Source organism: Aliikangiella litoralis (assembly GCF_052495765.1).
Map to the genome: position 1 here is coordinate 5,249,594 of NZ_CP199292.1, position 26,391 is coordinate 5,275,984.

Annotated in this window: 30 protein-coding genes; 22 read left to right on the plus strand and 8 right to left on the minus strand. The window is 37.8% G+C overall.

The window, feature by feature from the left end; genetic code table 11:
• Window positions 1-271 precede the first annotated feature (271 nt).
• The 9 genes from ACT5E3_RS21890 to nqrM all read left to right on the plus strand — a co-directional run bounded on the left by ACT5E3_RS21890 (window position 272) and on the right by nqrM (window position 8,470).
• Window positions 272-1,615 (plus strand): Na(+)-translocating NADH-quinone reductase subunit A, encoded by a 1,344-nt coding sequence (locus ACT5E3_RS21890; protein ID WP_444995686.1) that lies wholly within the window; start codon window positions 272-274, stop codon window positions 1,613-1,615.
• Window positions 1,615-2,844, plus strand: coding sequence for an NADH:ubiquinone reductase (Na(+)-transporting) subunit B (locus ACT5E3_RS21895; protein WP_444995687.1), 1,230 nt, complete (start codon window positions 1,615-1,617; stop codon window positions 2,842-2,844). The genes ACT5E3_RS21890 and ACT5E3_RS21895 overlap by 1 nt, the downstream gene beginning before the upstream one ends.
• The gene (locus ACT5E3_RS21900) at window positions 2,834-3,595 is read left to right on the plus strand and encodes a Na(+)-translocating NADH-quinone reductase subunit C (protein ID WP_444995688.1); all 762 of its coding nucleotides are present in this window, start codon (window positions 2,834-2,836) and stop codon (window positions 3,593-3,595) included. Before ACT5E3_RS21895 ends, ACT5E3_RS21900 begins: the two co-directional genes overlap by 11 nt.
• A complete protein-coding gene (locus ACT5E3_RS21905) occupies window positions 3,595-4,239 on the plus strand; it encodes an NADH:ubiquinone reductase (Na(+)-transporting) subunit D (RefSeq protein ID WP_444995689.1) in 645 nt (214 codons plus the stop codon). The genes ACT5E3_RS21900 and ACT5E3_RS21905 overlap by 1 nt, the downstream gene beginning before the upstream one ends.
• Window positions 4,239-4,847, plus strand: coding sequence for an NADH:ubiquinone reductase (Na(+)-transporting) subunit E (nqrE, locus tag ACT5E3_RS21910; protein ID WP_444995690.1), 609 nt, complete (start codon window positions 4,239-4,241; stop codon window positions 4,845-4,847). The genes ACT5E3_RS21905 and nqrE overlap by 1 nt, the downstream gene beginning before the upstream one ends.
• An 18-nt stretch (window positions 4,848-4,865) precedes the next feature.
• A complete protein-coding gene (nqrF, locus tag ACT5E3_RS21915) occupies window positions 4,866-6,092 on the plus strand; it encodes an NADH:ubiquinone reductase (Na(+)-transporting) subunit F (protein WP_444995691.1) in 1,227 nt (408 codons plus the stop codon).
• Window positions 6,093-6,135: 43 nt separating this feature from the next.
• Entirely contained in the window at window positions 6,136-7,188 is a 1,053-nt protein-coding gene (locus ACT5E3_RS21920) for an FAD:protein FMN transferase (RefSeq protein WP_444995692.1), read from the plus strand.
• 63 nt (window positions 7,189-7,251) lie between these two features.
• Window positions 7,252-8,199, plus strand: coding sequence for a carbon-nitrogen hydrolase family protein (locus ACT5E3_RS21925; RefSeq protein WP_444995693.1), 948 nt, complete (start codon window positions 7,252-7,254; stop codon window positions 8,197-8,199).
• Window positions 8,200-8,230: 31 nt separating this feature from the next.
• Window positions 8,231-8,470, plus strand: a complete 240-nt coding sequence (nqrM, locus tag ACT5E3_RS21930; RefSeq protein WP_444995694.1) for a (Na+)-NQR maturation NqrM — start codon at window positions 8,231-8,233, stop codon at window positions 8,468-8,470.
• 70 nt (window positions 8,471-8,540) lie between these two features.
• On the opposite strand, the gene ACT5E3_RS21935 is transcribed toward nqrM, so the two are convergent.
• The 3 genes from ACT5E3_RS21935 to ACT5E3_RS21945 all read right to left on the minus strand — a co-directional run bounded on the left by ACT5E3_RS21935 (window position 8,541) and on the right by ACT5E3_RS21945 (window position 11,111).
• Window positions 8,541-8,888: a hypothetical protein gene (locus tag ACT5E3_RS21935; protein ID WP_444995695.1), complete on the minus strand. Its 348-nt coding sequence runs from the start codon at window positions 8,886-8,888 to the stop codon at window positions 8,541-8,543.
• On the minus strand, window positions 8,888-9,253 hold the full coding sequence (locus tag ACT5E3_RS21940; RefSeq protein ID WP_444995696.1) for a hypothetical protein: 366 nt from the start codon (window positions 9,251-9,253) through the stop codon (window positions 8,888-8,890). The genes ACT5E3_RS21935 and ACT5E3_RS21940 overlap by 1 nt, the downstream gene beginning before the upstream one ends.
• Window positions 9,254-10,142: 889 nt before the next feature.
• A complete protein-coding gene (locus ACT5E3_RS21945) occupies window positions 10,143-11,111 on the minus strand; it encodes an integron integrase (protein WP_444995697.1) in 969 nt (322 codons plus the stop codon).
• Window positions 11,112-11,412: 301 nt separating this feature from the next.
• Here ACT5E3_RS21945 and ACT5E3_RS21950 point away from each other — a divergent pair, with 301 nt between their 5' ends.
• Together ACT5E3_RS21950 and ACT5E3_RS21955 are read left to right on the plus strand one after the other, a co-directional pair.
• The gene (locus ACT5E3_RS21950; protein WP_444995698.1) at window positions 11,413-11,763 is read left to right on the plus strand and encodes a hypothetical protein; all 351 of its coding nucleotides are present in this window, start codon (window positions 11,413-11,415) and stop codon (window positions 11,761-11,763) included.
• 509 nt (window positions 11,764-12,272) lie between these two features.
• On the plus strand, window positions 12,273-12,668 hold the full coding sequence (locus tag ACT5E3_RS21955) for a hypothetical protein (RefSeq protein WP_444995699.1): 396 nt from the start codon (window positions 12,273-12,275) through the stop codon (window positions 12,666-12,668).
• An 85-nt stretch (window positions 12,669-12,753) separates the two neighbouring features.
• Here the strand turns inward: ACT5E3_RS21955 and ltrA are convergent, their stop codons facing one another.
• Together ltrA and ACT5E3_RS21965 are read right to left on the minus strand one after the other, a co-directional pair.
• Window positions 12,754-14,091, minus strand: coding sequence for a group II intron reverse transcriptase/maturase (gene ltrA / locus ACT5E3_RS21960; protein WP_444995700.1), 1,338 nt, complete (start codon window positions 14,089-14,091; stop codon window positions 12,754-12,756).
• 47 nt (window positions 14,092-14,138) lie between these two features.
• Entirely contained in the window at window positions 14,139-14,300 is a 162-nt protein-coding gene (locus tag ACT5E3_RS21965) for a hypothetical protein (RefSeq protein WP_444995701.1), read from the minus strand.
• 398 nt (window positions 14,301-14,698) lie between these two features.
• Here ACT5E3_RS21965 and ACT5E3_RS21970 point away from each other — a divergent pair, with 398 nt between their 5' ends.
• The 4 genes from ACT5E3_RS21970 (at window position 14,699) to ACT5E3_RS21985 (ending at window position 16,633) form a co-directional block, all read left to right on the plus strand.
• The gene (locus tag ACT5E3_RS21970; protein WP_444995702.1) at window positions 14,699-15,193 is read left to right on the plus strand and encodes a hypothetical protein; all 495 of its coding nucleotides are present in this window, start codon (window positions 14,699-14,701) and stop codon (window positions 15,191-15,193) included.
• Between the two features lie 117 nt (window positions 15,194-15,310).
• Window positions 15,311-15,544, plus strand: coding sequence for a hypothetical protein (locus tag ACT5E3_RS21975; protein ID WP_444995703.1), 234 nt, complete (start codon window positions 15,311-15,313; stop codon window positions 15,542-15,544).
• Window positions 15,545-15,618: 74 nt separating this feature from the next.
• Window positions 15,619-16,269 (plus strand): SMI1/KNR4 family protein, encoded by a 651-nt coding sequence (locus ACT5E3_RS21980; RefSeq protein WP_444995704.1) that lies wholly within the window; start codon window positions 15,619-15,621, stop codon window positions 16,267-16,269.
• A gap of 112 nt (window positions 16,270-16,381) precedes the next feature.
• A complete protein-coding gene (locus tag ACT5E3_RS21985; protein WP_444995705.1) occupies window positions 16,382-16,633 on the plus strand; it encodes a hypothetical protein in 252 nt (83 codons plus the stop codon).
• Between the two features lie 183 nt (window positions 16,634-16,816).
• On the opposite strand, the gene ACT5E3_RS21990 is transcribed toward ACT5E3_RS21985, so the two are convergent.
• Window positions 16,817-17,791, minus strand: coding sequence for a transposase (locus ACT5E3_RS21990; protein ID WP_444995706.1), 975 nt, complete (start codon window positions 17,789-17,791; stop codon window positions 16,817-16,819).
• Window positions 17,792-18,166: 375 nt separating this feature from the next.
• Here ACT5E3_RS21990 and ACT5E3_RS21995 point away from each other — a divergent pair, with 375 nt between their 5' ends.
• Together ACT5E3_RS21995 and ACT5E3_RS22000 are read left to right on the plus strand one after the other, a co-directional pair.
• A complete protein-coding gene (locus tag ACT5E3_RS21995) occupies window positions 18,167-18,805 on the plus strand; it encodes a LysE family translocator (protein WP_444995707.1) in 639 nt (212 codons plus the stop codon).
• A gap of 82 nt (window positions 18,806-18,887) precedes the next feature.
• Window positions 18,888-19,232 carry a hypothetical protein gene (locus ACT5E3_RS22000; RefSeq protein WP_444995708.1) on the plus strand — a complete coding sequence of 115 codons (345 nt, stop codon included), beginning with the start codon at window positions 18,888-18,890 and terminating at the stop codon, window positions 19,230-19,232.
• Window positions 19,233-19,338: 106 nt separating this feature from the next.
• On the opposite strand, the gene ACT5E3_RS22005 is transcribed toward ACT5E3_RS22000, so the two are convergent.
• Together ACT5E3_RS22005 and ACT5E3_RS22010 are read right to left on the minus strand one after the other, a co-directional pair.
• Window positions 19,339-19,491, minus strand: a complete 153-nt coding sequence (locus tag ACT5E3_RS22005; protein ID WP_444995709.1) for a hypothetical protein — start codon at window positions 19,489-19,491, stop codon at window positions 19,339-19,341.
• A 34-nt stretch (window positions 19,492-19,525) separates the two neighbouring features.
• On the minus strand, window positions 19,526-20,182 hold the full coding sequence (locus ACT5E3_RS22010) for a class I SAM-dependent methyltransferase (protein WP_444995710.1): 657 nt from the start codon (window positions 20,180-20,182) through the stop codon (window positions 19,526-19,528).
• A gap of 833 nt (window positions 20,183-21,015) precedes the next feature.
• Between ACT5E3_RS22010 and ACT5E3_RS22015 the strand changes: the two genes are divergently transcribed.
• The 5 genes from ACT5E3_RS22015 (at window position 21,016) to ACT5E3_RS22035 (ending at window position 26,379) form a co-directional block, all read left to right on the plus strand.
• A complete protein-coding gene (locus tag ACT5E3_RS22015) occupies window positions 21,016-22,551 on the plus strand; it encodes an AbgT family transporter (RefSeq protein ID WP_444995711.1) in 1,536 nt (511 codons plus the stop codon).
• Window positions 22,552-22,667: 116 nt separating this feature from the next.
• Complete coding sequence (locus ACT5E3_RS22020) at window positions 22,668-23,234, plus strand: hypothetical protein (protein WP_444995712.1); 567 nt, start codon at window positions 22,668-22,670, stop codon at window positions 23,232-23,234.
• 353 nt (window positions 23,235-23,587) lie between these two features.
• Entirely contained in the window at window positions 23,588-23,878 is a 291-nt protein-coding gene (locus tag ACT5E3_RS22025) for a hypothetical protein (protein ID WP_444995713.1), read from the plus strand.
• 46 nt (window positions 23,879-23,924) lie between these two features.
• The gene (locus tag ACT5E3_RS22030; protein WP_444995714.1) at window positions 23,925-24,659 is read left to right on the plus strand and encodes a hypothetical protein; all 735 of its coding nucleotides are present in this window, start codon (window positions 23,925-23,927) and stop codon (window positions 24,657-24,659) included.
• Window positions 24,660-25,107: 448 nt separating this feature from the next.
• Window positions 25,108-26,379, plus strand: a complete 1,272-nt coding sequence (locus tag ACT5E3_RS22035) for a hypothetical protein (RefSeq protein ID WP_444995715.1) — start codon at window positions 25,108-25,110, stop codon at window positions 26,377-26,379.
• Window positions 26,380-26,391 lie beyond the last annotated feature (12 nt).

Consider the following 26,391-nt stretch of genomic DNA (forward strand, 5'->3'; position numbering starts at 1 on the left):
CAAATTGCGGACTTGGCCCTTACTAATAATTAATTCTTTATAAATTGCCAGTTTTCTCTGGTCAATTATCGGCCTAACCCCGTATAATACGCGCGCCTAAAAATCGGTATCTGTTAACAATGATTCGGTTAGGTATGCTAATTATATTTAGCATTTGTACGTCTCAACCACACATCTGTAATCTTGGTCTGACGCCTTTAATAAAGCAGAATTAGTGGTTTTAAACTATAGTAGACGTTTTAAATTCAACTTTTTTACCACTGAAAAATCTATGATCAAAATAAATAAAGGTCTTGATCTTCCGATTAACGGAAGCCCTAAACAAGAAATTCTTGACGGGCCAACAGTTTCAGAGGTTGCAATACTCGGTGAAGATTACCTGGGTATGAAACCATCGATGAAAGTTCGCGTTGACCAAAAAGTTCGGTGCGGAGATGAGCTTTTTATCGATAAAAAAACTGATGGTGTAATTTTCACTGCTCCAGCAAGCGGAACAATCAAAGCAATCAATCGCGGCGCAAAGCGCAAGCTATTGTCTGTTGTCATCCAAATTGAAGGGGATGAGCATAAAGAATTTGCTAAATATGATGCCGCTCAATTAACACAATTAGAACGCAGCCAGGTTGTTGATAATCTGGTAGAGTCAGGTATGTGGACAAGCTTTAGAACACGTCCATTGAGTAAAATACCAGCAACAAATACAGAACCTGCAGCAATTTTTGTTACTGTAATGGATACCAATCCGCTCGCTGCTGATCCAATGGTTATCATACAAACACAAATTGAAGCTTTTAATCACGGTTTAACGGTTATAAAGCATTTAACTCAAGGTGAGCTGTTTGTCGGTTATGATGGCAGTAAAAAGCATGACTTAGCACAAAATCCTATCGCGACATACCAAGCATTTACAGGCCCACACCCTGCAGGTAACGTCGGTACACATATCCACTTCTTAAAACCAGTTAATGATAAACGAACTGTTTGGCATATTGGATATCAAGATGTTATTGCAATAGGTAAACTATTCACCACAGGGCAGCTTTATAATGATCGTGTGGTTTCTTTAGCCGGCCCACTAGTTAAAGCCCCAAGGTTAATCAAAACTCGTGTCGGAGCACATATCGAGCAACTGACTCATAATCAAATTGATGAAGCTGATGAACGAATTATTTCTGGCTCTGTGTTCAATGGACATATAGCGGTCCATCATCGCGCATTTTTAGGCCGCTATCATAATCAAATTACGGTGTTAGCCGAAGGTCGTGAAAAAGAATTTTTCGGCTGGATTCGCTTAGGTAAAGATAAGTTTTCGGTTACAAAATCCTTTATCTCTCACCTTAGTTCAAACAAAAAGTTTGATTTCACTACAACCACTGGTGGAAGCGAAAGAGCAATTATGCCAATCGGAACTTATGAAAAAGTAATGGCCTGGGATATTTTACCTACCCAGCTTTTACGTTCATTGGTTGTCGGTGATACAGAATCAGCTCAACAACTGGGCTGTCTGGAATTTGATGAAGAAGACATTGCACTATGCACTTTCGTCTGTCCCGGTAAATACGAATATGGCCCGATATTGCGGGACATTTTAACCACTATTGAAAAGGAAGGCTGATGAAAAGCTTAAGAGAATACATCGACCACCTTGAACCCCACTTTGAGAAAGGGGGTAAGTATGAAAAGTGGTATGCGCTTTACGAAGCAGCAACAACTATTTTTTATACACCAGGTCACGTTACCAATAACGCCTCACATGTGCGTGATAATATTGACCTGAAAAGAATTATGATTTTTGTTTGGGCTTGTACTTTCCCTGCCATGTTCTGGGGAATGTACAATGTGGGTTACCAATCAGTTGAAGCAATGGCTGCAACTGGCGCAACTTCTATGGAAGGTTGGCGCGGATGGATGATGAGTCTGTTTGGCGCAGAATATTCAAAAGATGTGCTTAACTCAATGTTTATTGGAGCCCTCTATTTTGTTCCCATTTATGCAACCGCCTTTATTATTGGAGGTTTCTGGGAAGTATTGTTCGCCTCGGTTCGCGGACACGAAATTAATGAAGGCTTTTTTGTTACTTCAATTTTATTTGCCTTAATATTGCCCCCAGATATCCCACTCTGGCAAGTTGCATTAGGTATTAGTTTTGGTGTTGTAATTGCTAAAGAAGTATTTGGTGGAACAGGCAAAAACTTCTTAAACCCGGCACTTGCTGGTCGTGCATTCTTGTTCTTCGCTTATCCAGGTGATATGTCAGGTGATGTATGGACTGTAGTTGACGGTTTCTCTGGAGCAACACCACTTGCGGTGGGTGCGACCGGCGCTTTAAACGACGCCTTTGCAATGCCTTTCTTCGAAGCCGTAAAAAGTGAAGCTTGGCAGAATGCATTTTTTGGATTCTTACCAGGTTCAATTGGCGAGGTATCAACCTTAATGATTTGCATCGGCGGATTGGCGCTCATGTACTGTAAAATAGCTTCATGGCGAATTGTTACAGGTGTCATGATTGGAATGATTGGTACAACCTTGTTATTCAATTCAATCGGAAGCGAAACTAATCATATGTTCAACATGCCTTGGCATTGGCACCTTGTTACCGGCGGATTTGCATTTGGTATGATGTTTATGGCTACTGACCCTGTTTCAGCCTCCTTAACCAACAAAGGTAAATTCTATTTTGGTGCTTTAGTTGGCTTAATGTGTGTTCTAATTCGTGTCGCTAATCCAGCTTATCCTGAAGGCATGATGCTAGCGATTCTATTTGCTAACTTGTTTGCACCATTGATTGACCACTTTATTGTTCAAGCAAACATCAAGCGGAGGGCAAAGCGCTATGTCAGCTAAAAACGATTCTTTTTTCAAAACAATTATTGTTGCAGTTGCACTTTGTTTAGTTTGTTCGGTTTTGGTCTCAGCAACAGCTGTATTGTTAAAAGAAAAACAAAAAGCTAATGCTTCTTTAGATAAAAAGAAGAATATTCTTGTTGCAGCCAACATGCTTAAAGCTGATACGAATGTTGCTAAAGCGTTCGAAAATTTTGAGCGCAAGTTTGTTGACTTAAAAACAGGTCAATTTGTAGAAGTTGATTCACCTGAAACTTTTGAGCAACGTCAAATGGCTAAAGATCCTGCGAACAGCATTGCCATTGAAAATGATGTAGCGAAAATTAACCGCCGCTCAAAAATTGCTTCTATTTATTTAGTCAAAGAAAACGAGAAAGTTAAAACAATAATCCTGCCTATTCATGGTAGCGGTTTATTTTCAACTTTATATGGTTTTGTTGCGCTAGAAGCAGATAAGCAAACAATTGTAGGACTAAAGTTCTACGAGCATGGTGAAACACCTGGGCTTGGCGGTGAAGTCGATAATGCAAAATGGCTCGCAAGCTGGCCGGGGAAAAAGTTACTTAATACCGACGGTAAGCTTGTTCTTTCACTAGTGAAAGGCGGAGCAAGCAAAGAAACAGAAATTGATGCACTTTCGGGCGCAACTATGACCACAAATGGTATTAACAATATGTTGAACTACTGGTTGGGACAAGATGGTTTTGGTCCATTTTTGTCTCGCTTGGATGTCAATAAGGGAGAAGCATAATGACTGCGACTACTCTTGATATAAAAGAAATCAAAAGCGTTGTAACCAAACCAATTACTGATAATAATCCAATTGCTTTACAAATTCTGGGAGTTTGTTCAGCACTTGCGGTAACAGGTAAAGTTGAAACAGCATTAGTGATGAGTGTCGCACTAACCGTTGTTTGTGCTTTTTCTAACTTGTTAATCAGTATCATTCGCTCACAAATTCCTTCTAGCATTCGAATCATTGTACAAATGACCATTATTGCGTCATTGGTAATCATGGTTGATCAAATACTTAAAGCCTTTGTTTATGAAACTGCTAAACAAATGGCAGTGTATGTTGGTTTGATTATCACTAACTGCATTGTCATGGGGCGTGCAGAAGCCTATGCAATGAAAAACGGTCCTGTAATGAGTTTCTTTGATGGTATTGGTAATGGCTTAGGTTATTCAGCTATCTTAATCGCTGTTGCTGTTGTAAGAGAACTTTTTGGTTCTGGTAGCATCCTGGGTTTTACAATTTTGTCACCAATCAATGACGGAGGCTGGTATCCAACAAACGGCTTACTCCTATTACCTCCGAGCGCTTTTTTTATTATTGGTTTAATTATCTGGGCACTTCGCACCTGGAAGCCAGAGCAAGTAGAGGAAACTAACTAATGGAAGAATTAATTAGTTTATTTGTCCGTGCGGTATTTGTTGAAAATATTGCACTCTCTGCCTTTCTTGGTATGTGTACCTTTCTGGCAGTGTCCAAAAAAATCCAAACAGCAATTGGACTTGGCGTTGCAGTCGTTGTGGTTCAAACCATTACCGTTCCAGTCAACAACTTGCTTTACACCTACTTATTACAAGAAGGCGCTTTAAGCTGGGCAGGCATGTCTGAAACCAACTTAAGCTTTCTGGGGTTAATTGTTTATATTGGTGTTATTGCTGCAATTGTTCAAATCTTGGAAATGGTTCTGGACAAGTTTTTTCCAGCACTCTACCAAGCACTTGGAATATTCTTACCACTTATCACAGTAAACTGTGCAATCTTAGGTGGTAGCTTATTTATGATCCAACGCGAATATGACTTTGGTGAATCTGTTATCTACGGTATTGGAAGTGGTTTTGGCTGGGCTTTAGCTATCGCAGCACTTGCCGGCATTCGTGAAAAAATGAAGTACAGTGATGTTCCTCATGGCTTACGCGGCTTAGGTATTACCTTTATCACTGTCGGTCTAATGGCTTTGGCGTTTATGTCCTTCTCAGGCGTCCAACTTTAATTAAAGGAAATCAAAACTATGCAAGAAATTATTGTTGGCGTTTCCATGTTCACACTAGTCATATTAGCACTAGTGTTGATCATTTTAGCCGCCAAAAAGAGTTTAGTCAGCAGTGGCGATGTTCGAATCAGCATTAATGGCGATGAAGACAAATCAATGACCACTAGCGCCGGAGGAAAATTACTCGGTGCCTTAGCTAATAGTGGTATCTTTGTTCCATCAGCCTGTGGTGGTGGTGGAACCTGTGGTCAGTGTTTGTGTAAAATTAAATCTGGCGGTGGTACTTTATTACCCACAGAAGAAGGCCATATCAACAAACGTGAAGCGCGTGAAGGCTACCGTTTATCATGCCAGGTCAATGTTAAACAAGACATGGAAATTGAATTGCCTGAAGAAATTTTTGGTGTTCAAAAATGGGAGTGTGAAGTTATTTCTAATGATAATAAAGCAACCTTCATTAAAGAACTTAAGCTGAAATTACCAGAAGGCGAAAGTGTACCTTTCCGTGCAGGTGGCTACATTCAAATTGAATGCCCACCACATAAAGTAAAATACTCTGAATTTGACGTTGATCCAGAATATCATCCTGATTGGGATCACTTTAAACTTTGGGATGTTGAATCAGAAGTTAAAGAAACAGTAACCCGAGCGTATTCAATGGCAAACTATCCTGAAGAAAAAGGGATTATCATGCTAAACGTTCGTATTGCTTCGCCGCCGCCGCGTAATATGAGTTTACCGGCTGGAAAAATGTCTTCTTATATATTCAACTTAAAGCCTGGCGATAAAGTCACTATTTCTGGTCCTTATGGTGAGTTTTTTGCCAAAGAAACCAAAAATGAAATGGTATTTGTTGGTGGTGGTGCAGGTATGGCCCCCATGCGTTCACATATTTTTGACCAATTTAAACGCTTAAACACCGATAGAAAAGTTTCTTTTTGGTATGGCGCACGTAGTAAACGTGAAATGTTTTATGTTGAAGACTTTGACGGTATTGCCGCTGAAAATGAAAACTTTGAATGGCATGTTGCACTCTCAGATCCAATGCCAGAAGATAACTGGGATGGTTATACGGGTTTTATTCACAATGTACTTTTTGAAAACTATTTAAAAGAACATGAAGCACCTGAAGATTGTGAGTACTACATGTGTGGGCCACCAATGATGAATGCCGCAGTTATCAAAATGCTCGAAGATTTAGGTGTTGAAAGAGACAACATCTTCCTCGATGACTTTGGTGGCTAACGACTAAAGCAAAAAACTAAGGGCAGTTAATCTGCCCTTTTTTATGATTGGAATACCAACTCAAGAACTCGAAGATAAAATGATGCGCTATAAACTTCCCTCTTTTTCGCTAACAGCGGCTTTACTGTCTGTTCTTCTTCTATCAGCCTGCCAACCTGAAAAAACTTATGTTCATCTTAATGGTTTTACTATGGGTACAACTTACCAAGTCACTATTGAAAAAAAATCTGTTGATGAAATCGCTTTGCAAGCTGAAATAGATAAACGTTTAGAAAAAATCAATCAATTAATGTCAACCTACATTGACGATTCAGAGTTATCACGGTTTAACCGAAAGCTATCAACTGACTGCCAAAAACTCTCTCCAGAAACAATTTATGTCATTCAACATGCCATAAACGTTTCACAAGAGACTCAAGGTAAATTTGACGTCACCTTAGCCCCTCTTATTGAAATCTGGGGGTTCGATAAAAAAGACACCCACAACCAAATTCCTACACAAATAAAAATTGACTCAATACTCAAAGAATTTGGATATCAAAATATTGATATCCAAAGCGGCTGCATTGCCAAAAAAATTCCACAATTATCAATTAACCTATCCGCTATTGCCAAAGGCTATGGTGTTGACGAAATTGCCAAATTAATCCGATCAAAAGGCATCACTAACTATCTCGTTGAAATTGGTGGCGAATTAGCTAGTAAAGGAATTAATGCTAAAGGACGTCCTTGGCAAATAGCCATTGAATCGGCTTCAAGCCAAAAACGTTCTATACAAAGAGTATTGGCTCCCAAAGGTTTAGGCGTAGCAACCTCAGGAGACTATCGCAATTACTTTGAAAAAGACGGCAAGCGATTTTCTCACACAATCGATCCAACAACAGGCTATCCAATTAATCACTCACTAGCCTCTATAACGGTCCTGCATAAACAAACCATGCGAGCCGACGCATTAGCAACCGCAATGATGGTAATGGGTCCAGAAGCAGCGCTAAAATACGCCAATAAAAAACAATTACCTGTTTTTATGCTGGTAAAGTCTGAACAAGGTTTTAAAGAGGTGTACAGTACAGCCTTTAAACCCTTTCTTCAGTAACTTATACTATACGCTTAGTTGAAATAATTAATTATTGCGCATACTCTTTTTTAGGAACTCGTTATGTCTCACTTAAAAGTTGCATTAGCTCAAATAGCCCCTGTTTGGCTAAACCGTGAAGCCACTTTAAAGAAGATTGAACAATATGTTATTGAAGCCGCTAAAAACTCATCGGATTTAATCGCTTTTGGCGAATCACTTGTTCCCGGCTATCCATTTTGGCTCGATCAAACTGATGGTGCTAAATTTAACTGTGATAAACAGAAAAAGATCCATTCAGAGTACTCTAAACAAGCCGTCCAAATCGAACGTGGCGATCTGAATCAATTATGTAAAACAGCAAAATCTAACCGTATTGCCATTTACCTCGGCATTATTGAGCGCCCAAAGGACCGCTCAGGACACAGCTTGTATTGCAGCTTAGTGTATATTGATCAGCAAGGCGTTATTCAATCGGTTCATAGAAAGCTTATGCCTACTTACGAAGAGCGCCTCAGCTGGTCACCAGGTGATGGTCATGGGCTAGTCACTCATCCGCTTAAAAGCTTTACTGTTGGCGGCCTAAATTGCTGGGAAAACTGGATGCCATTAGCCCGGGCATCACTTTATGCACAAGGCGAAGATTTACATATTGCAGTGTGGCCAGGCAATGAGAGAAATACCGTAGATTTAACGCCTGTAATGGCCAAAGAAGGCCGTTCTTACGTTATCTCTGTCTGTGGTTTAATGCGGCCACAAGATGCCATATCAGAACTGCCAGAGTTAGAATCTTTGGCAACAAATAATATCGACTTTTATGCCAATGGTGGTTCTTGTTTAGCAGCCCCCGATGGTAGTTGGGTCATCCCGCCACAAAAAGGCACCGAAGGTATTTATTATGCAGAGATAGATCATGCTAAAGTGAGAGAAGAAAGGCAAAACTTTGATCCAGCAGGACATTATTCAAGACCAGATGTTACCAAGCTAGAAGTAAACCGCCAGCGCCAAACAACAACGGTATTTAAAGACTAATTATTTTAAGGTGTATTAAAGAGTAAGAGCAATGCAAACATTTATTATCACTTTTTTACTAATGCTAATTGTTATAGTTATTATGGCCGTTGGTTATATTCTTCAAAAGAAAAAAATCAAAGGAAGTTGTGGCGGTATTTCTGATCTCGGCTTGGAAAAAGCTTGTGACTGTGATGAGCCTTGTGACAAGCGAAAAGAATTAATGCGACGTCAGGAAAAAGAAAAATATGCCGAGTCACAAATTGATATTAAGATGATCGAACATCAATAGGCACTTAAGTTTGAAATGCTTATTCTCAAACGCCTAAAATGAAAGTAAGCATTTCGATTTAAGCATAATATTATTTTTTATGCGATGAACTCTTTTCATTTTTAATCAGTATTCTATTTAACGCCTCCAACTTTATTTTTAGCTCATCAATAACGGCATTGCTCTTTGCTCGTTCCGTTGGCTCAAACAGGTTAACGCCGAAGTTTGTTTTTAAACGATCATTTATCATTTGCTCCATTTGTGCATAACTGAGTGCGAGTGAGTAAATGAGGTTTTGTTGATCATGATTGGATTGATATTTGACTAATGAACATAAAAAACAAGCGGTCATATCCATCACTTCTCTAGCACATAATAAAGCGCTTTCAACTTCTTGTTGTTGGAAGAATATTTTTTTATTGGACTGTTGTTTCTTCATTAGTAACGCCCTCGATTGGGTGAGCGAATAATCAGTGGTTGCTTTCCACTTTGTACCGCTTCTAAAAACTGATTCACATAATCGATAAAATCATATTGAATGAGTGGTGTGTTAAACAACATATCAGTGTTGTATTGGTAGTTGAGAATATCAATTCCCATTTGATTGAGTTGTAAATTAAAACGTTTTTCCATTTGAAAAAAGTTACAGCACAAAGAAAACAGTTGGTACTGTTGTTGAGTATTTTTAAAGTGAGGTAAATAAATACCAAGTAGTTCACCAGAAAGTCCGAGTAAGTTTCTTGTCTCTTTGAATAATTGTTTGGTTTGTTTTTGATTCAATGGATTGTTGGGTGGTAATAACATCTTTTAAATTCCTTTTGTGTTTCTTTTGCTAACAGTTTTAAGTGTGATTTTAAAAAACTGGTCATACGGCTTATGAGCAGGTAAAGCTATTTGCTCAACTGACCAGAAAGAGAAGACTCTTTTTTTGCATTCGATATCATTCATTGGGTCCCATTAACCATGCACTTACCCAGCTTCTCAAACTGGGTTATGACGGATTGTTTAAGGTTGTTTTGTGTTTTTTGGGCACAAGTAAGCCTTATTTGAATATCTCAAATATCAAACAATCTGTCTGAAACAGGTTAAAACGGGATTAAATAATGATTTTTTTCTTTAAGAAACAGAAGGTTAAATGTAATGCGTGGAAATTAGTGATAATTGTATGACACCTAAGGTGTCTGAAAAACTGGGCTCGCGCTGCTAGCGACAAAGCTTTATAATAAAGATAAGTCATGGTTATTCTCCGAGAGTAACTGTGGCCTAGCTCTGGGTGGTAGGTGGTACTACTGCCCGGGGCGTCTTAACGGCCAACTAACTTTTAAGTTAATGGTTTTAGTTTGCAACTGACAAATCGTTCAAACTTTATTTTCTCATCACCTGTTTTTACAAACAGAAAAAAATGCCATTCAAACATTTCAGTTCTTGCAAAATGACCGACTGAATGCAGTCGATTGCAGGAGAAATACTATCATAAAAAAGCAGTAAAAACCTAAGAAAAAATAGGAAAAAACAACGTTTTTATTTTGGATATTAACGTGCAATTTCTTATGCTCTTTTTAAGCAATTTGATCTGTTAGTAGGTAGATAGAATTGAGCTTTATTAAAAAATAAAAATAGATAAATTAATTGGTGTATTTTAAGATAATTTTGCAATCCAGTTTTTTTATGATTGATAAAAACAAAAATATTATTAAAGCTTATCTAATGGACTCAATGTACCAGAAGAATTTCGGTTTAATACATGCGTATAAATTTGTGTGGTTCTTACATCGGTATGCCCAAGTAATTCTTGAACTGTTCTAATATCGGCCCCTGATTCTAATAAATGAGTGGCAAAAGAATGTCTAAAAACATGAGCCGTCACCTTTTTGTTGATGCCAGCTTTTAAAACCGCTGCCTTTACTTGTTTACTAAAAACGGTTGGATGACAGTGATGTCGACGAATGATTAAAGTTCTTGGATCGGTGCTAATACGTAAACTGGGAAATACCCATTGCCAGGCAAAAGTTTTTCCTGCATTGGGTTCTTTTCTTTCAAGAGCATATGGTAACTCAACCCCATTGATATTTTCTCTTCGATCTTTTAAGTGTAATTGTTTTACAAACTCTAATTGTTTCTGCAATTCATCCCTGCAAGCTACAGGCAATGGTAGTGGTCTGTCTTTGTTTCCTTTTCCTCTTTTCACTGTTATTTGGCTTCTATCAAAATCAATATCTTTTACTCTCAAACGATGCACTTCACTCTTTCTTAATCCTGTTCCATATATCACTTGCGCTATTAACTTAGGTAAACCATTCATAACACCAAGTAGTCGTTTGACTTCAGTAAGGGATAATACAACAGGTAAATTACGATGTGTTCTGGCTCGTACAGCATTTATCGAGTTTTCACCTAGCGGTTGTTCAAGAACCTGTTTATAAAGAAAGACTAATGCGCATAACGCTTGGTTTTGAGTGGCCGGGGCTACATTTTTTGTGACAGCCAGATGAGTTAAAAACTGATTCACTTCTTCAGAAGACATGTCTTTGGGATGGCGAAGCTTGTGAAAATGAATGAAATATTTAATCCAATAAACATAAGTTTTTTCGGTTGCATATGAATATTGCATGGTTCTAATTTTGGCTCTAACCAACCACATTAACTTTGAGTTTCTTTTCATTTTCTCATTCTCCTCCTTGATAATGACGTTAAACCATACTACTCAAACAAGTAGTTTCAGTCAATAATTTTGTTATTGAGAAGCTTAATATTTATAACTCATTGATTTTGAAAAGGAATAAAAAGTGCACTTGTATTTAATTGCAGTTAATCTTATTAAATACGGAGCTTGACATAGCTATGAAGTTAGGTAAGTATTTGATAATTATTAAAAAGTCGAAATGCAGTTAAACGGTTGTTTGAATATTAATGAGATTTACTGCATTCAATCAGCTGTTATGCATCTTAAACAAGGATACGTCATGAAATACATAGTCCTCATTTTGGTTTTATTGCCAAACCTAGCTTTGGCTGAAAAATCTGACTATTGGTCTACAAATAAGACTATGAATTTACCCAAGGGGGTAGCTACTACAGCTTGTAGCTTTTACAACAATCTTGATCAAAGCTCCGACCAGACAAAACTCATGAATGAAATTTATAGTCGCTGGCTAAGAGGTTGGGTTAGCTCATTTGCCATGTATAGTGACTGGGATATACGAGATATAGAAGAAACAGAGTACCTTCAATTTATTCAGTCATACTGTAAAGAATTTCCCAACAATATTATTGGCATGGCAGCTCATGCGTTTACATTTAAGGTTAAGCGCTAATGCATAACCAGTGCATCTTGCCGGACTTGGGTAAACTGTCACCTTTTGTGCAAAAATACGCACAAAATCCGCCACTTCACCCAAGCCGCAAATGCAGGCGTTCTTGGGCATCAAGTCAGAAACCATTTTATGGCTTATAAAATACATAAATGGGATTGAGCCACTGCAACAAGAAGCAGTGAAATTTGTAGGGATTGCGCCCTAAAAAAATAAAGGAGTTGACGTGCCAAATTTTCAGCGTTACTGTAAAAGCGAGAGCGGACACGTTGAAGCTCGGCTTGCTTCCAAACTGATCCGAAATCGCTTTTACAGTGAAGCCTGTCTCGTCGCCGTATTTTCTTTGTTTTCTTTCTCGCGTAAACTCGTTGTAACTGAATGGTTAATGTAGCGTGAAAAGAACCATCACTCAACTTATAGATATGACTAACTCGCCAAGAACAAGACGCAGTAACAGACAAAACAGAAAAGCGTTTTGCAGTTATGCTCGGCGTTAGTGATATGAGGGAAGCATGAACGAAGTCATTTATTTTAAGACTAAAATGTTCGACTTATCGAAGGAAGAAGAGAATCCTTACAATCCTATATACGGTAAATCTCTATTGATTTGGCTTAAAGATAAATTAAAGGATGAACTAGAGATTACCGAGCCAGGCCCAGAAGATTGGGGCTGGTATAGTGAATTATCTTGGGAAGGAAGGAACTATCTAATAGGTTCTAGTGCACATTTTTCTGAAGGAGACGATCCGGCAGAAGAAGTTGAGTGGGTCTTTCAAGTTCATAAAGATCGTAGCTTTAGGGAAAAGATATTTGGGAGAGAAAAAATGAATAAGGACGATTCGTGCTTCAATTTCTTTAAGGGTGTTTTCGAAAAGGAAAGTAATCTAGTCGATGTTGAAGTCGAATAAATCACTAATCGGGTAGCCGGAGGTCTCTAACCTCCAGCCCCCACACCACCCTGCATGCGGTTCCGCACAGGGCGGTTCACTTAACTTACCCGTTAGGGTAATGAACTTTAATCCATCCTGTTCTCAACGAATATAACCCCTCCTTAACTAAATAATCGTTACCAATTGCTTGATTGATACCCGGTGTTTTGGAACTACGCCAAGGGCCTTTGCTTGTGATCCCACAACCAACAGCCGCTTGGAGCCTGACACCACGTTTTAATAGATTGGCGACCTTAGTTCTTGGTTTTCGCCACTGTCTCCAATAACACATTCGAACTCTGCGTCTTATCCAGTGATCAAGATCGACACAATCTTGGTAAGCGTTAGCGATACCAAAGTAGTTAATCCAACCACGCAGATATAAACTCAATTTATGCAACTGATAATGCATACTGACGCCCCAGTTTCGGTTTGTCAGAACACGCACTTGTTGCTTAAATTTGTGTAGCGTTTTCGGGTGCCATTTGATTTTACCGTTGGAAAAAGTAAAACCTAAAAACTGACTTTGGCTCACTTTAACTACTTGGCTTTTATCGGGGTTTACCACCAACTTTAAGCGGCTTTCAAGATATCGAGAAACACTGGCAAGTACTCTTTCACCAGCACGCTTTGACTTCATTAAGATAATAAAATCGTCAGCGTAACGAGCAAATTGATGACCACGATTTTCCAGTTCTTTATCCAAACTATCGAGTAAAATATTCGACAGCAAGGGTGAGAGTGGACCACCTTGCGGCACACCTTCAGTGCTTGGCAATAGTTTTCCTTTATCCATAATTTCCGCTCGAAGATAATGACCAATTAATGCCAGCAACCTTTTGTCCCGAATACGAACAGCTAGTTTTGACATCATCAGATCATGGTTAACCCGATCAAAGAACTTGGATAAATCGACATCAACAGCAATACGCCGTTTCTGTTTAATCAACCTTTGAACATGTTTGACCGCTTGGCAACCACTTCGGTTTGGCCTAAAACCAAAACTATTTTCTGAAAAGGTTGGCTCAAATATCGGTGAGAGTATTTGTGTAATAGCTTGCTGAATAACTCTGTCGAGAACAGTCGGGATCCCGAGAAGACGTTTACCGCCATCCGGTTTATCAATCTCTACACGTCTGACAGGACTAGGACGATAACTTCCATTAATTAATTGAGCTTCACATTGTTTCCAGTGTTGTTTCGACCAATCAATAAAGTCATCGAGCTGCAAACCATCGACACCAGCCGCACCTTTATTTGCACGAACTTGTTTCCAAGCCCGCTTGAGATTGTGTGCTGCTAATATATCATCGAATAGATTGTTGTTTAAGGCTGGTTGCACATCAGCACGCTGCGCAAGATAATCGCCGGACGGCGTAGTTGAATTGTTCAAGTGAGACATGACTCCTCCTTAGGTTAAATGTTCAGCCCTTCGCCGTGTCATACCCATTACGGTAAGCGTTTGACTACTATGGCTTCTGCTGACTTCTGAAAGATCACCATTTCAATTTCTTGAAATAGCGCTTCCGCACTAGGCTGGGTTGCTGCTGATTTGCTCGCTTTCGATTGCAACAAATCGAAGCGCCAAGAGTTGACCAACCAGTCTCTCACTGGTACCCTCCGCAGCGTTAGCGCAGGACGCGTGTCTTTCAGATCTCCCCGAATAAGAATATTAACTTTCCCTGCGCAACTACATCATTTACGGTGGCCGTTAAATCACATGGCTTCGTCGTCTTGTGCCAACTCGCCTTCAGCCTACGCCTCATATGATGTTCTTGTTCATTAGCTCGCAGTTTTGCTAGCGGCTTCCTTTGGACCGTTCCTCACAGATTAGCCCTTGCCATTCACTAGTAGTTATCGTCTAATTACATCAAAGTGTTCGACGGTGATTTTCCTACAGAGGACTTGCACCTCATTAGTTAATACCCATGTCGGGCGTACACAAGTAAAGGCAAGCGAAATAAAACAACATTCGCCTGCTTAGGGCGTTAAGCACCATTGGATATGGCATGAAACATAGTAAAGAGAATACGATTGAATACCTCAAGAATAATGGATTTCCTGCTGTATTTATTGATCTTTTTGAAGGGCGAGAAACACCAGATAGTTTTGATATCATATTCGGAGTGCCCGAAGAACTATATATGTGCTCCGAAAGCGAACAAAAAGGAATAATTCCAGAGCGGTATCAACCACTTTGGGATAATGGAAATTTCGATGCGATATATTGTAGCGTTCAGGATTCCAATGAAATTGTAAAGGTCTATATAGAGGGTGGAGAGGAGCACTATAAAAGTTATCTTCATTTTGCGGCACATACTATAAATCGAGTTTGGGAACATGAATGGGATGAGCTAATTGAAGATTTCACTCAAGCCCTTGAGATACCTGATTGGTTATCAGTTTTATCTTTTATAGAAAATAACCACGAAAAAATACCTTATCAAGAATTTGAGGTAGCACTTAATGATTATGTATCAGAGGCTACAAGTAAAAATGCTTAACAAGCACCTGCAATCGACCTCCGGCCACTGTCACCTTTTGTGCAAAAGACGCACAAAAGCCGCCAGTAGCCTACGGCGTTGAGGCGGGCGTTATATGTACAAGATGAATAAGTCTTTATGAATGAGCCGAAAGATAGAGTTGTTATCGCAAGTGATGTAAGTTCAAGGGATGGTGTTGGCGTAGAAATATATCGAGATGATGTACTTGTTGCTGAAATATTCCGAGATGACACAGATAGGACTCGAACGATAACACTCAGTAAAGATAGTATTTCGTTAGAATTAATGGAAGAATTCATTCAAATATTTAAGAAAAATATAGATTGGGATTTTATTGATTATGACGAATGATTTAGAAACATATAACCAGACGCAGCAGCAGAAAAGAGACTGCTGTGCTGAGCGTTATGCCTCAAGAGTGAATCATGGAATATAGTGAAGTTATAGAAAACTGGCAGACTTTCGCTGATGCTGTCAAAGCTATTGGAGGTGATCTTCAAGCTTTTACTATAGAAGAGCCGGCAACTGAAAAAGAAGTAGTAGCATTAGAAGAAAAGCTTGGATTTTCATTACCCGCATCGCTGAGGGAGGTTTTGGTTAACTTATCAAGAAAAGTTGAGTTCCGCTGGTTTTTCCCGGCCAAGTTCGAACTTGAAGGTGAGTTGTCGGAGATTTTTTCGGGTGACAGACATTGGTCGTTAGATTGGATCTATGATTTCAACGAATCTAAAAATGGTTGGGTCGAGGAGTGCTTTCCAAACAAAGAAGACCCATACGATGTTGTTTGGCACAACAAACTTGCGTTTCATGAGGTGGGTAACGGCGACTATTTAGCTATTGATTTGTCTTCCTCCGATTCGGAGTCTGTCGTTTATTTGAGTCATGACGACGGTGATGGGCATGGAGTCGAGTTAGCGAAAAACTTCAAAGAATTCGTATGTGAGAGTTGTCTTATTGGCTGTGTTGGTGGTGAGGACTGGCAGCAACTGCCATTCATTGAAAATGGCAAAAAACATATAGATGGTAATTGCGTAAATGCTATTAGGCTTAGAGAAGTTCTTGGAATCAAGGCATAACAAACGGCTGCACCGGACAAATTTCCGCTGTCACCTTTTTTGCAAAAACACGCAAAAAAGCCGCCATCAAAAATTTGCTCGGTGAGCCGAGCGTTAGGGCTCTATGAGAATCGTGCGAGATACAAGATTGGAAGAGTTCAAAAGAATTGAGCATCTTCTTTATGGAATTAACTACGAGGTTTGGTTCAATCTTTATGGTCCTGCCGATCCAGAGCTTGGCTTAACCGATACACTCAAAAGTTTAATTTCAAAAGATTGCGAAATTTCAGGTGTAGTTCCTTCTACACCGAAAAATAAGTCAGGACACCCTCAATTTCAATTTCAAATCAACAAAAAACAAATAGACACCCTCAATTTAAAATAAGATTTTTTGAGCTAGGGAGTCAATCCATGCTCAATCATTTTTATTTTTTATAAAACTGATTCGAAAATTAGCTAATATCATTTGCTGCTTTTACTCAAATAAAATGTAATTTTGAATACTGAGATGTCATTAGTTCTCAGCGATAGCTGATAGCAGTATGGAGTATTATTAGATTGGTCGAAGTTAATTAAAAACTTTCCGATTTAAATGAGTGCCTTTAATAAATTTATTTTCCAACTTCTCTAAGTAATGCGTTAAGGTGCTTGATGAGCCCATCACGGTTAGCTGTGATAAATCATCTTTCTGTTTCATCAATTGAATAAAGCCTTCACTATCGATATTGAGCTTTTGTAAAATCGGTGGTTCATGCTGTTGAATATAACCGCGTTTGTCATTACGAATGGCTCGACCGACCCAATCAGTCAATTGACAATAATCTTGTGTGGTAAAAGAAAAACTGTTTGGGTGGCTTTGATGCTTAGTGGATAACTTCATTAACGGGATAATCGGTTTAGTTTGCTTCTTTAATTGGATGATTCGTTGTTGAATACTGGTGTAATCGGATTTTTGTAGGTTTTTAGCCATCTTGGCTCGAATAGGATTCAGGTCAACATAACTCATGGCTGTGATGACTGCTGCCTCATCTAATAGTGGTTGTGATTTAAATCTGCCCTCCCAGAACCTGCCTTTACAGTTATCTTCCTTATTCGCTTTATGGGCTAAATACTCATTCAGACAACGCATCAACCAGGAAATGTCAGTTAATCGTTTTCGCCACTCTTCAATGATATCTTGAGCAATTTCTTTAATTCCGATAGCCTGTGGGTTCTTAAGGTATTGTTGAACCACTGTGGGTATTTGATAAATCCTTTTCCAACGTCTGATAATATTAGCTTCACTCCAATTTTTTGCCTTATCCACATCCACTCGAAGTACCAGATGGTAATGGTTACTCATAACCGCATAGCTGGCGATTTCAATCGCAAAAGTACTAGCCAGATAAGCTAACCGTTCAACAATCCAGTCTCGGCGGTGTTCATAAGATTGACCGGAAAAGTGGTCTTCACCACAGAGAAAAGCTCTTCGAACACAACGGGAAATACAGTGATAGTAAGGGGTTGTTTCTAAATCGATAATCGTTTTGCGAGGGCGGGTCATATTAATATCCTTATTAACGTTTCATCCTGAGGGCTAACTTAACCAACTACGACTTGTTTGTCTAGCAATTATTTGAGAATATGAAGGAAAGAACTGGGTGTCCCGTTTACCTTTGTTTTCCCATCACTTATGTCTTTATGTGGATGTCCCCGTTTACTTTATTGATTTTGAAAAGGAATAAAAAGTACACTTGCATTTAATTGCAGTTAATCTCATTAAATACGGAGCTTGACATAGCTATGAAGTTAGGTAAGTATTTCGTGATGATTAAAAAACACAATGCAGTTAAACGGTCGTTTGAATATTAATGAGATTTACTGCATTCAATCAGCGTTAGCTGCTCTCTTGGCATCGTTTCATTTATAGGAGAAAAATATGGATTTGAACAATATTCTTACGTTTATTGCTGTAGCGACGTTGCTGGTTATTTCCCCTGGCCCTAATGGATTCCTCATAGCCAAAACGGTTCCGTTATCGGGACATAAAGCTGGACTCGCAAACGTGGCAGGATTTGTTGCTGCATTTTATGTTCATGGTACTCTTTCAATATTTGGTATTTCAATCCTATTAGTGAAGTCTGCAAACGCCTTTTTTGTATTCAAAATGCTTGGAGCCGCTTACCTCATTTGGCTTGGTATCAAAGCAATTAGAAGCGCTGTGAGCCAAAGTAAACGCATATCAATTGAATCTCCTAAACTCTCTCAAAAGTCAATTTCAATCCGAAACGCTTTCACAGAGGGCTTTTTAACTAATATTCTTAACCCAAAAGTCTCAATGTTTTATCTTGCCGCTTTTCCACAATTTATTTCGGTAAATGATAGTGCACTTAGTGCATACGCTCTCGTATCGGCGCATTCATTGGTCAACGTTGTATGGTTTTCGGCTATGGTGTTCACGCTATTTAGATTAAAAAATGCAACAAACAATCCTAAGTTTAAAGTTTGGTTAAACTCAATAACTGGTGTTGTATTCATTGGCTTTGGCGCTAAATTGGCTTTATCGAAAATCAGCTAACAATACGTTGCTTCAGATTTGGAGAAAAAGACTCCTCTCTGAAGAACTTGGCGTTATGCAAATAAAGGAATGTAGATAATCCATGAGTTTTATAATTTTTCTTCTAGTGGTGGTAGTACTGACAGTAATACCCGTTATGATTGCTGCAAAATTGCTGGGAGCGAAGAACACCGGATTCTGGAGTTGTGTTTTCGCGGTAGTTGCTTCTGTCGCTGCTGAGAACATTGCAGAACACGTAATATCTAATCCTGGTTTCGCAGGTTTGATTGCTGTTGCTGTGACGGCTGTTTGTTTCTCGCTTATCCTTGGTGCCAAATACATTCAGAGTGTACTAATTGCTCTACTTTCAATTGGTGTGCAATATGGAATCGCTTTGCTGGTGGCTGGGATGGGAGTCGCAACAGGGTACGTAAATGTCACAGCATAACCCAACATAATTACCAACCATAATTACAGACAGTCACTTTTCTACTCAAAGGTTTAAACAAGAACAACCAAAGCCTTGTGTGAGAGTCAAGTTTGATTATCATTAATTATGAATAAGCGAATAGCCAAAAATTAGCATTGTTTTTTGTAATTGCTGAATGAAGAGCAGCCGAAACCGCCATCGATGTGGTTAACGAACCGTTGGTGATTGACTGTAAAGTGACTGTCTGTAATTGATATTGTCTGTAATTGATATTCAATCATTTTTATCTTTTATAAGAATGATTGAAATGCTTAATCAAATCGCTCAAAACTTAGAATATAGCCTTTAAACTCTTCTTTAAGGTAGTTGGTATTAAGTGGCTTTTGGTGTGTAGAAGTAAACCCAAATACTTCTAAACTTTTACTTAACTTATTTTTTCTACCACGACCCGGATCAACAATAATGACTTCACATTTGGATTTGGCATGTGCGTTAATAAAATTGGCCAATAATTGAATATGACTGTCTTCATAAAGTAAGTCACTGCCGATGATTAAATCAAAACGGCCAAGACTATCACCATTACTCGCCCAATCCACGCGTTCAAAAGAAATTGGTTTATCTTCATTTAATCTAGCATTCCTTTGCAAAAATTTATTAACCTCGGGGTGATAATCTGTTGCGGTGATATCAGCACATTGCTTATTAAGCAGCAAACTGGACAAAGCTATGCCACATCCAACCTCTAATATACGCTTTGAATCTGTTTTGTAATCCAAAATGAAGTGGGCTAACACAATGCTTGACGGCCAAACAACACCAAAGAGAGGCCATGTAGCGGAGCTAATACCAAGCTTTTCAGCAATTCCAGTAGGATCGTGAAATTCTTGTTTATTACGTAACGTACACAGATGAATATCCATTTCTCCAAACTCTATGGTTTGGTAACATAAGCGAGGATTTGTCATTAATTTGTCTCAATAAATGAGCGCTGAGCCAACTATCGAGGATAGATAAATGACAAAACGAAAATATTTACTCAGCATATAGTATTGCGCTAATAAGGCAACCTATTTTATTGCGAAATAAAACCGGACACTCAAGCCTTATGATTAAATCTACAGGAGAAACACTTAATATTATTTTTTCACAGCGATTATTAGCCCTCCCCATGCCATAACACAAAAATGAAATATTTTGCTATTTAAGAAGCAACACCTTATTTTGCTTTATCATCAAAAAAATAACATTTCCACTCAACACCTTTGTTAAAGATTACAATAACAATCAAATTAAATTTCAAAAGCAATTTCTGAAGAAAAATCATTAATAATAAAAAATTAACACACAGAAATAGACTAGCAAGTTATATAAAAATTATATTTGAGTTATACTACAATAAAATTCATTAAAATTTTTAATAATTATATAAACTTAAAATTCTTTGCTGATACTAAGTTTAAATAAAAAAATTAATACAAAAAACACACCGCTATTTAGTCGTTATATAGTTAGTTTTCTAACCCCTTATTATCATTACAAAGCTACATACTAATACTGGTCAACCTTTAATTCCACACTAAACCAAACAAACTGTGACGAGCTATCTAATAGATAAGAATTTGTAAGGGAAGTATGGTTGGTGAGCAATAATCAATATAGATATAAGACAGTTTTTAACACAAGAACAAATCAAAAGTTTACTGAATATATCTGCTTTCTACTTTTAAATTACCCTATAATTATGGCAATATAGTTTTGATAAGTATTCAACTCTTCATAATAAAAATACGGAGTCTCTATGCAACCTTCCACTAGCTGGACAATGCGCGCACTTGATAAGGTTGAGAAAATCGGTAACAAATTACCTGATCCGGCCATTATTTTCGCATTCTGCCTACTCGTCGTATGGATTTTATCTGCAATTTTTTCGCAATTTACGTTTGACGCGATTGACCCAAGGAGCGGCAAAGCGGTTGTTGTCAACAACCTACTCACGGGTGATAACCTTGTGAGCTTTTTATCTCGAATGGTAACAATATTTACTGGGTTTGCCCCTTTAGGTGTCGTATTGGTCGCTATGTTAGGCGTTGGCGTCGCAGAGCATTCTGGCTTTATTAGTGCTGGTTTGAAACGAATGCTAGACAGCACTCCAAAAGCTCTATTAACACCAATGGTCGTATTAGTTGCGATTGTCAGCCATACAGCAACCGATGCAGGATATGTACTTGTTATTCCACTCGCTGGCGTTATTTTCTATGCAATGGGAAGACATCCTTTAGCTGGTATTGCGGCGGCGTTTGCAGGTGTCAGTGGGGGATTTTGTGCTAACTTTATCCCTTCAGCCATTGATCCATTACTGCAAAGTTTTACTCAAAGTGCAGCTCAACTAATCGATCCAAACATCCAAGTTAACCCACTCAATAATTGGTTTTTCAATTCAGCATCAACATTACTTGTTGTTTCAATTGGCTGGTATCTGACAGATAAGGTTATTGAGCCCCGTCTTAAAAATGTTGAAGTTGATGGTGATCCTAACGAAATTCCTCGCTTTGATGAGTTAAGCCCAAAGCAAACACGTGCTTTGAAGTTTGCTAACCTGGCTATGTTGGCTGGTATAGTTGCCTTAATCTTTATTTTAATTCCTAATGATTCACCAATGCGAGATGCCAATGGTGAACTAACATCATTCGCAGCCCCCATTATGCAATCTATTGTGCCATTGATATTTTTAATTTTTTTACTACCCGGCCTTGTTTATGGTTTTATGTCAGATACTTTCAAAAGTAGCAAAGATATGATTGATGCCATGACTAAATCAATGCAAGGTATGAGTTATTACATTGTTATGGCATTTTTCTGTGCTCTCTTTATTGATGCATTTGGTCAATCGAATTTAGGGGCTTTATTAGCAATAGAGGGTGCCGAAGTATTAAAAGCCATGCAACTGCCGAGTATGGTGACTATTGTTGGTATTATTCTTTTAACTGCTTTTGTTAACTTATTTGTCGGTTCGTCTTCAGCAAAATGGGCATTATTAGGACCAATATTTGTCCCCATGTTAATGCAACTGAATATTTCACCTGATTTAACACAAGCAGCCTACCGCTTGGGCGACTCCTCCTCTAATATTATTACGCCTTTAATGCCGTACTTTCCATTGGTTGTCGTTTACTGTCAACGGTATGTTAAATCAACAGGAATTGGTACACTATTATCACTCATGCTTCCCTATTCCATCTGCATACTAACTTTATGGATAATCTTTTTGTTAATATACTGGGGCTTGGGAATTCCACTTGGTATTCAATCTAGTTATGTTTATCCTGCTGGGTAATAAGTTAAACTTAATACATTATCAGGCAGTAATAGTTACTGCCTCTTTCTTCGTGTTAAAACAATTAAAATCGATACTGAAGACTCAATACAAAAATATATTTTTGAAGGAATATTATGAACTTTAATTTAGAAAACTTAATTTCAGCTTGCCTTTCAAAATTAAACAACCACAATCAAATTTCAGATTTCGTTGAAAAGTCAATTCAAAAACCAGAAACGGTTATACGAGCTTTAGGTCCTCTTAATTCAGCACGTATTGATAAGTTATACGCTTCAGATAAGCTCACAATAATCAATGTAGTTTGGGCGCCAAAAATGACATTAGGGCCTCATAATCACAATACTTGGGCGGTGATTGGTGTATATGCAGGCAGAGAAGATAACATTTTTTGGCGGCGCTCATCCGATGAGTCCAATGGAAAAATAAATGCAGCAGGGGCAAAGTCGATAGGAGCAAAAGAGGTAGCTACTCTTGGGAGCGATGTTATTCATTCTGTTACTAATCCAACAGATTGCTTCACAGGCGCTATACATGTATACGGAGGCAACTTCTTTGAAATAGCCCGCAGTGAATGGGAAACAAACACTTTAACTGAACGAGCATATAATATTGAAAAAAATCATCAGCTATTTGAGAATGAAAACTTACTTTTAAAACAAAAAGCAGCCTTCAATTTGTAATAAAAAATATAAAATGGACACTTTATTAATCTCTTTTTCTTTACCTAAATACCACTTCCAGTCTTGTTATAAGCATTCTTTATTATCTCAAAATTAGCTTTATAACAGACCACTCCTGTATATTTATTATACAAAAAGTGCGATTAATTACTAATATGTCTAAATATTGCTAATAATTGTCTTAATTTTATTATCCTTTATTGTCTGTATTACATAAAATTAACTTCATCAACTGTATTGAACCAAAATGCTTAGCAAAAGCGCCGACTGAGTATTATTTCTAAGAAAGAATAATTACGACATAGAAGATTCAAAAATTTGAATACAAGTAAAATGAATGGAATTTAAAAACAATGGATACTTTAGAATTTGCAGGTTATTTTTTTTGTGGTGAAAATGAAGATGGTTATACTATTTTTATGTTTATTGACAAAGGAGATGAGGAACTAAGCTTTACACTCTCTCTCAGAAATCATGAAGGCTTTTATGATCATAATGAAGTGTTATATGAGAGTGAAATAAAAGTTCCTTTGGCCCTCAAAAACAGAGTTCTTTTGATATTGAAAGATGCAAAAGAAAAAAACAGTCAAAATAAAGAAGCTGTTGAAGTTATAGACCGATGTATAAAAAGTATCAGTTTATAATTGACAATTTAAAATACTGAGATAGTCATAAGCATTAAAAAACTTAATGAATAAGATAAATAACCACTCTACAATAGCTAGCAAGCAGCTCTTAATCTCGTTGAAACAACGTTTAAACTTACCGAGGTTAATTCAATTACTGATTTTAATTGTTTTATCTGGATGTACACAGAAACATTTAAGCACACCTATCACTGTTTTGTTAAAACCAATACATAGTGTATCAAATGTCAGTGAAGATCTGACACTAAAGTTTGTCGAGCTAGTAGACAATGATGGAAATATGTATATTTCGCAATGGGAGTTAATTAGTTTATCAGATAACGACTTTAGCCGTGGTGTAGAAGGTTGCAGAAATAAGCTTGAAAAAATAAAACTATTTCAAACAATAATAACTATCAGTAATATTGATATTAACCAAATCAAACCCTCTCAATATAAAAAATTTACTCAATGCATTGCTGATCTAAAACAGCCTTTTATTTCAGCCCAAGGATATAGCCCTAACAAGTATTTACTTTCTATCAATAGAAGCCATTCAATGTTAGGTCAATATATGCCTGTAGGTGCGTCATATTATCTCGAGCAAAAAGGAATTGAGTTTAAGTCACTCTATCAACTAACAAAACAATGTCACTCACAAGCTTTAACTATTAATAAAAATGGGATTGATGAGTCTTATACTGGCAACTATTCTCAAGTCAGTATAAAACCCTATGTTGAAAAGCTGCTGAAGTGTTTATCAAAAGATTCTATTCATATTTCAAAATTCGTTTTATGAAACGATTAATGAATGTATAAGTTTGATATATTAAGTTAAAGATATGTCAGTCTCCCTTTCAACTTTTGCAAAATGCACAAAAATCAAATTCAAAACTATCGAATCAAAAGCAGTTTTTTGAAACTACATTAAATCAAACTGTACTGCGATATAATAATCATATAAGTTTAGGTGAAAGGATTAAAGTAATATACAACGGTGCACAACACAAAAATTATAGTTTCTTTTCAACACTAATTTTAGACAAACAAATATGACAAAAACATCACTTTTATGACTCCAGTCTTATGTGAATAAAACATTACTTACAGTTCAGTTGACATCACAATAAAGTTAGGTAAACATTTATTAACGACTAAAGACAATCAGCAAGTTTAATAGTCGCAAGGATACAAATAAAATTAACAATATATAAAAGCTTTCATCGCTTTTAACAAGGAACATTTACATGCCAACACGCCAAGAGATCGAAACAAGTTTAGGAATTACCGGATTCAACTGGAACATTTTAGGAAGAGCGATCACACCGGCTCAAGAAGCCAATCTATTAGATGCATTATATGTCAACCGAATGAGCCTAAAAAGTATCGTTAACGCACAGACATTACCATTAAGAAAAAATCAGTTTAGGGATATTTTACTGGGACTAAAAAACAGACAACTATTTGTACTTGAACGCTTACCTCGATTAATATTTCTTAGGACTCTATTTAGAATAGATATCCTTCAAATACCAACGATGAATGCTCCTGCAATTGATCCCGAGTGGGTTGAGTTTACCCGCTGCTTAGCCACTCGTAGTCGACATCACCAAAGAATTTTTCATCAACTTGGTGCCGTTTACAATTGGCTACCAAATGGTAATGCACGACAAAATCAGCGCAGCCTCACAGAGTTTAAAAAGGCATTTAACAATGTTGCAGTAATAGATCTCCCCATTGCCTTTGATATATTCGCCTATTTTGCCAACCGCCCAATTGGGGGGCCACCACTCACTAATTTTGTCACAGAACTACGTATGCCTGACTGGGTAAGGATCTGGAAAAAATCACCACCGGGCAAAAAACCTATTGATGTATCATTCAATGAAGATAAGCTAAAACCCCATTTCGAAAAGCATGTTTGCCATAGAACAACAGATATTGCACATCCCGCTGAAGAGTGTATTGCATGGATGGAAGTATTAAAGTACGACCATCGAATTACACTAGACTATTTAAAAACATTTTTGATTCGACCGACTCCTACTCATATTGCCATCATGTTTCCTGATAATGCGCCTACAACTCAATCCAGCATTCCCTTACCCGATACACAACTAGGACACAATCAAACCAATAGTGTAGGTGTAAAAAGTTTAGCGACAACACCTGAAGCAAGACTTTGCTTTATTGAAAATTACCTATCACAAAGTCAAAGGTTGGTCGATTCTCTTTGGCGAGATTTTGGAAGCCGCTATGAACGAATTGCGAGAGATACTCTGAACGCATGTAAAGACGGTTTTCTGTATTTTGAAACCAATACTCAGAAAATATTTTTTGTTGGTTCTACTTCTGCCAATGTTGGTAAATACCAATTTTTTGTAATGGCGCGATTTGATACAGATACTAACTATACATGGGAGTTTTCTACACTATATATGCCAAAACAAGAAAATAACACTTCTCGACTAGCAGAGTTTAGAGCCTCAGGTCATTTGTGGGATGGAAGTATTCAGTAACCCTAATACTGG

Bases quoted from the DNA above. Each gene is read 5' to 3' on its own strand.
- ACT5E3_RS21890 (WP_444995686.1), top strand. From the start codon at position 272: ATGATCAAAATAAATAAAGGTCTTGATCTTCCGATTAACGGAAGCCCT.
- ACT5E3_RS21895 (WP_444995687.1), top strand. From the start codon at position 1,615: ATGAAAAGCTTAAGAGAATACATCGACCACCTTGAACCCCACTTTGAG.
- ACT5E3_RS21900 (WP_444995688.1), top strand. From the start codon at position 2,834: ATGTCAGCTAAAAACGATTCTTTTTTCAAAACAATTATTGTTGCAGTT.
- ACT5E3_RS21905 (WP_444995689.1), top strand. From the start codon at position 3,595: ATGACTGCGACTACTCTTGATATAAAAGAAATCAAAAGCGTTGTAACC.
- nqrE (WP_444995690.1), top strand. From the start codon at position 4,239: ATGGAAGAATTAATTAGTTTATTTGTCCGTGCGGTATTTGTTGAAAAT.
- nqrF (WP_444995691.1), top strand. From the start codon at position 4,866: ATGCAAGAAATTATTGTTGGCGTTTCCATGTTCACACTAGTCATATTA.
- ACT5E3_RS21920 (WP_444995692.1), top strand. From the start codon at position 6,136: ATGATTGGAATACCAACTCAAGAACTCGAAGATAAAATGATGCGCTAT.
- ACT5E3_RS21925 (WP_444995693.1), top strand. From the start codon at position 7,252: ATGTCTCACTTAAAAGTTGCATTAGCTCAAATAGCCCCTGTTTGGCTA.
- nqrM (WP_444995694.1), top strand. From the start codon at position 8,231: ATGCAAACATTTATTATCACTTTTTTACTAATGCTAATTGTTATAGTT.
- ACT5E3_RS21935 (WP_444995695.1), bottom strand. From the start codon at position 8,888: ATGAAGAAACAACAGTCCAATAAAAAAATATTCTTCCAACAACAAGAA.
- ACT5E3_RS21940 (WP_444995696.1), bottom strand. From the start codon at position 9,253: ATGTTATTACCACCCAACAATCCATTGAATCAAAAACAAACCAAACAA.
- ACT5E3_RS21945 (WP_444995697.1), bottom strand. From the start codon at position 11,111: ATGAAAAGAAACTCAAAGTTAATGTGGTTGGTTAGAGCCAAAATTAGA.
- ACT5E3_RS21950 (WP_444995698.1), top strand. From the start codon at position 11,413: ATGAAATACATAGTCCTCATTTTGGTTTTATTGCCAAACCTAGCTTTG.
- ACT5E3_RS21955 (WP_444995699.1), top strand. From the start codon at position 12,273: ATGAACGAAGTCATTTATTTTAAGACTAAAATGTTCGACTTATCGAAG.
- ltrA (WP_444995700.1), bottom strand. From the start codon at position 14,091: ATGTCTCACTTGAACAATTCAACTACGCCGTCCGGCGATTATCTTGCG.
- ACT5E3_RS21970 (WP_444995702.1), top strand. From the start codon at position 14,699: ATGAAACATAGTAAAGAGAATACGATTGAATACCTCAAGAATAATGGA.
- ACT5E3_RS21975 (WP_444995703.1), top strand. From the start codon at position 15,311: ATGAATGAGCCGAAAGATAGAGTTGTTATCGCAAGTGATGTAAGTTCA.
- ACT5E3_RS21980 (WP_444995704.1), top strand. From the start codon at position 15,619: ATGGAATATAGTGAAGTTATAGAAAACTGGCAGACTTTCGCTGATGCT.
- ACT5E3_RS21990 (WP_444995706.1), bottom strand. From the start codon at position 17,791: ATGACCCGCCCTCGCAAAACGATTATCGATTTAGAAACAACCCCTTAC.
- ACT5E3_RS21995 (WP_444995707.1), top strand. From the start codon at position 18,167: ATGGATTTGAACAATATTCTTACGTTTATTGCTGTAGCGACGTTGCTG.
- ACT5E3_RS22000 (WP_444995708.1), top strand. From the start codon at position 18,888: ATGAGTTTTATAATTTTTCTTCTAGTGGTGGTAGTACTGACAGTAATA.
- ACT5E3_RS22010 (WP_444995710.1), bottom strand. From the start codon at position 20,182: ATGACAAATCCTCGCTTATGTTACCAAACCATAGAGTTTGGAGAAATG.
- ACT5E3_RS22015 (WP_444995711.1), top strand. From the start codon at position 21,016: ATGCAACCTTCCACTAGCTGGACAATGCGCGCACTTGATAAGGTTGAG.
- ACT5E3_RS22020 (WP_444995712.1), top strand. From the start codon at position 22,668: ATGAACTTTAATTTAGAAAACTTAATTTCAGCTTGCCTTTCAAAATTA.
- ACT5E3_RS22025 (WP_444995713.1), top strand. From the start codon at position 23,588: ATGGATACTTTAGAATTTGCAGGTTATTTTTTTTGTGGTGAAAATGAA.
- ACT5E3_RS22030 (WP_444995714.1), top strand. From the start codon at position 23,925: ATGAATAAGATAAATAACCACTCTACAATAGCTAGCAAGCAGCTCTTA.
- ACT5E3_RS22035 (WP_444995715.1), top strand. From the start codon at position 25,108: ATGCCAACACGCCAAGAGATCGAAACAAGTTTAGGAATTACCGGATTC.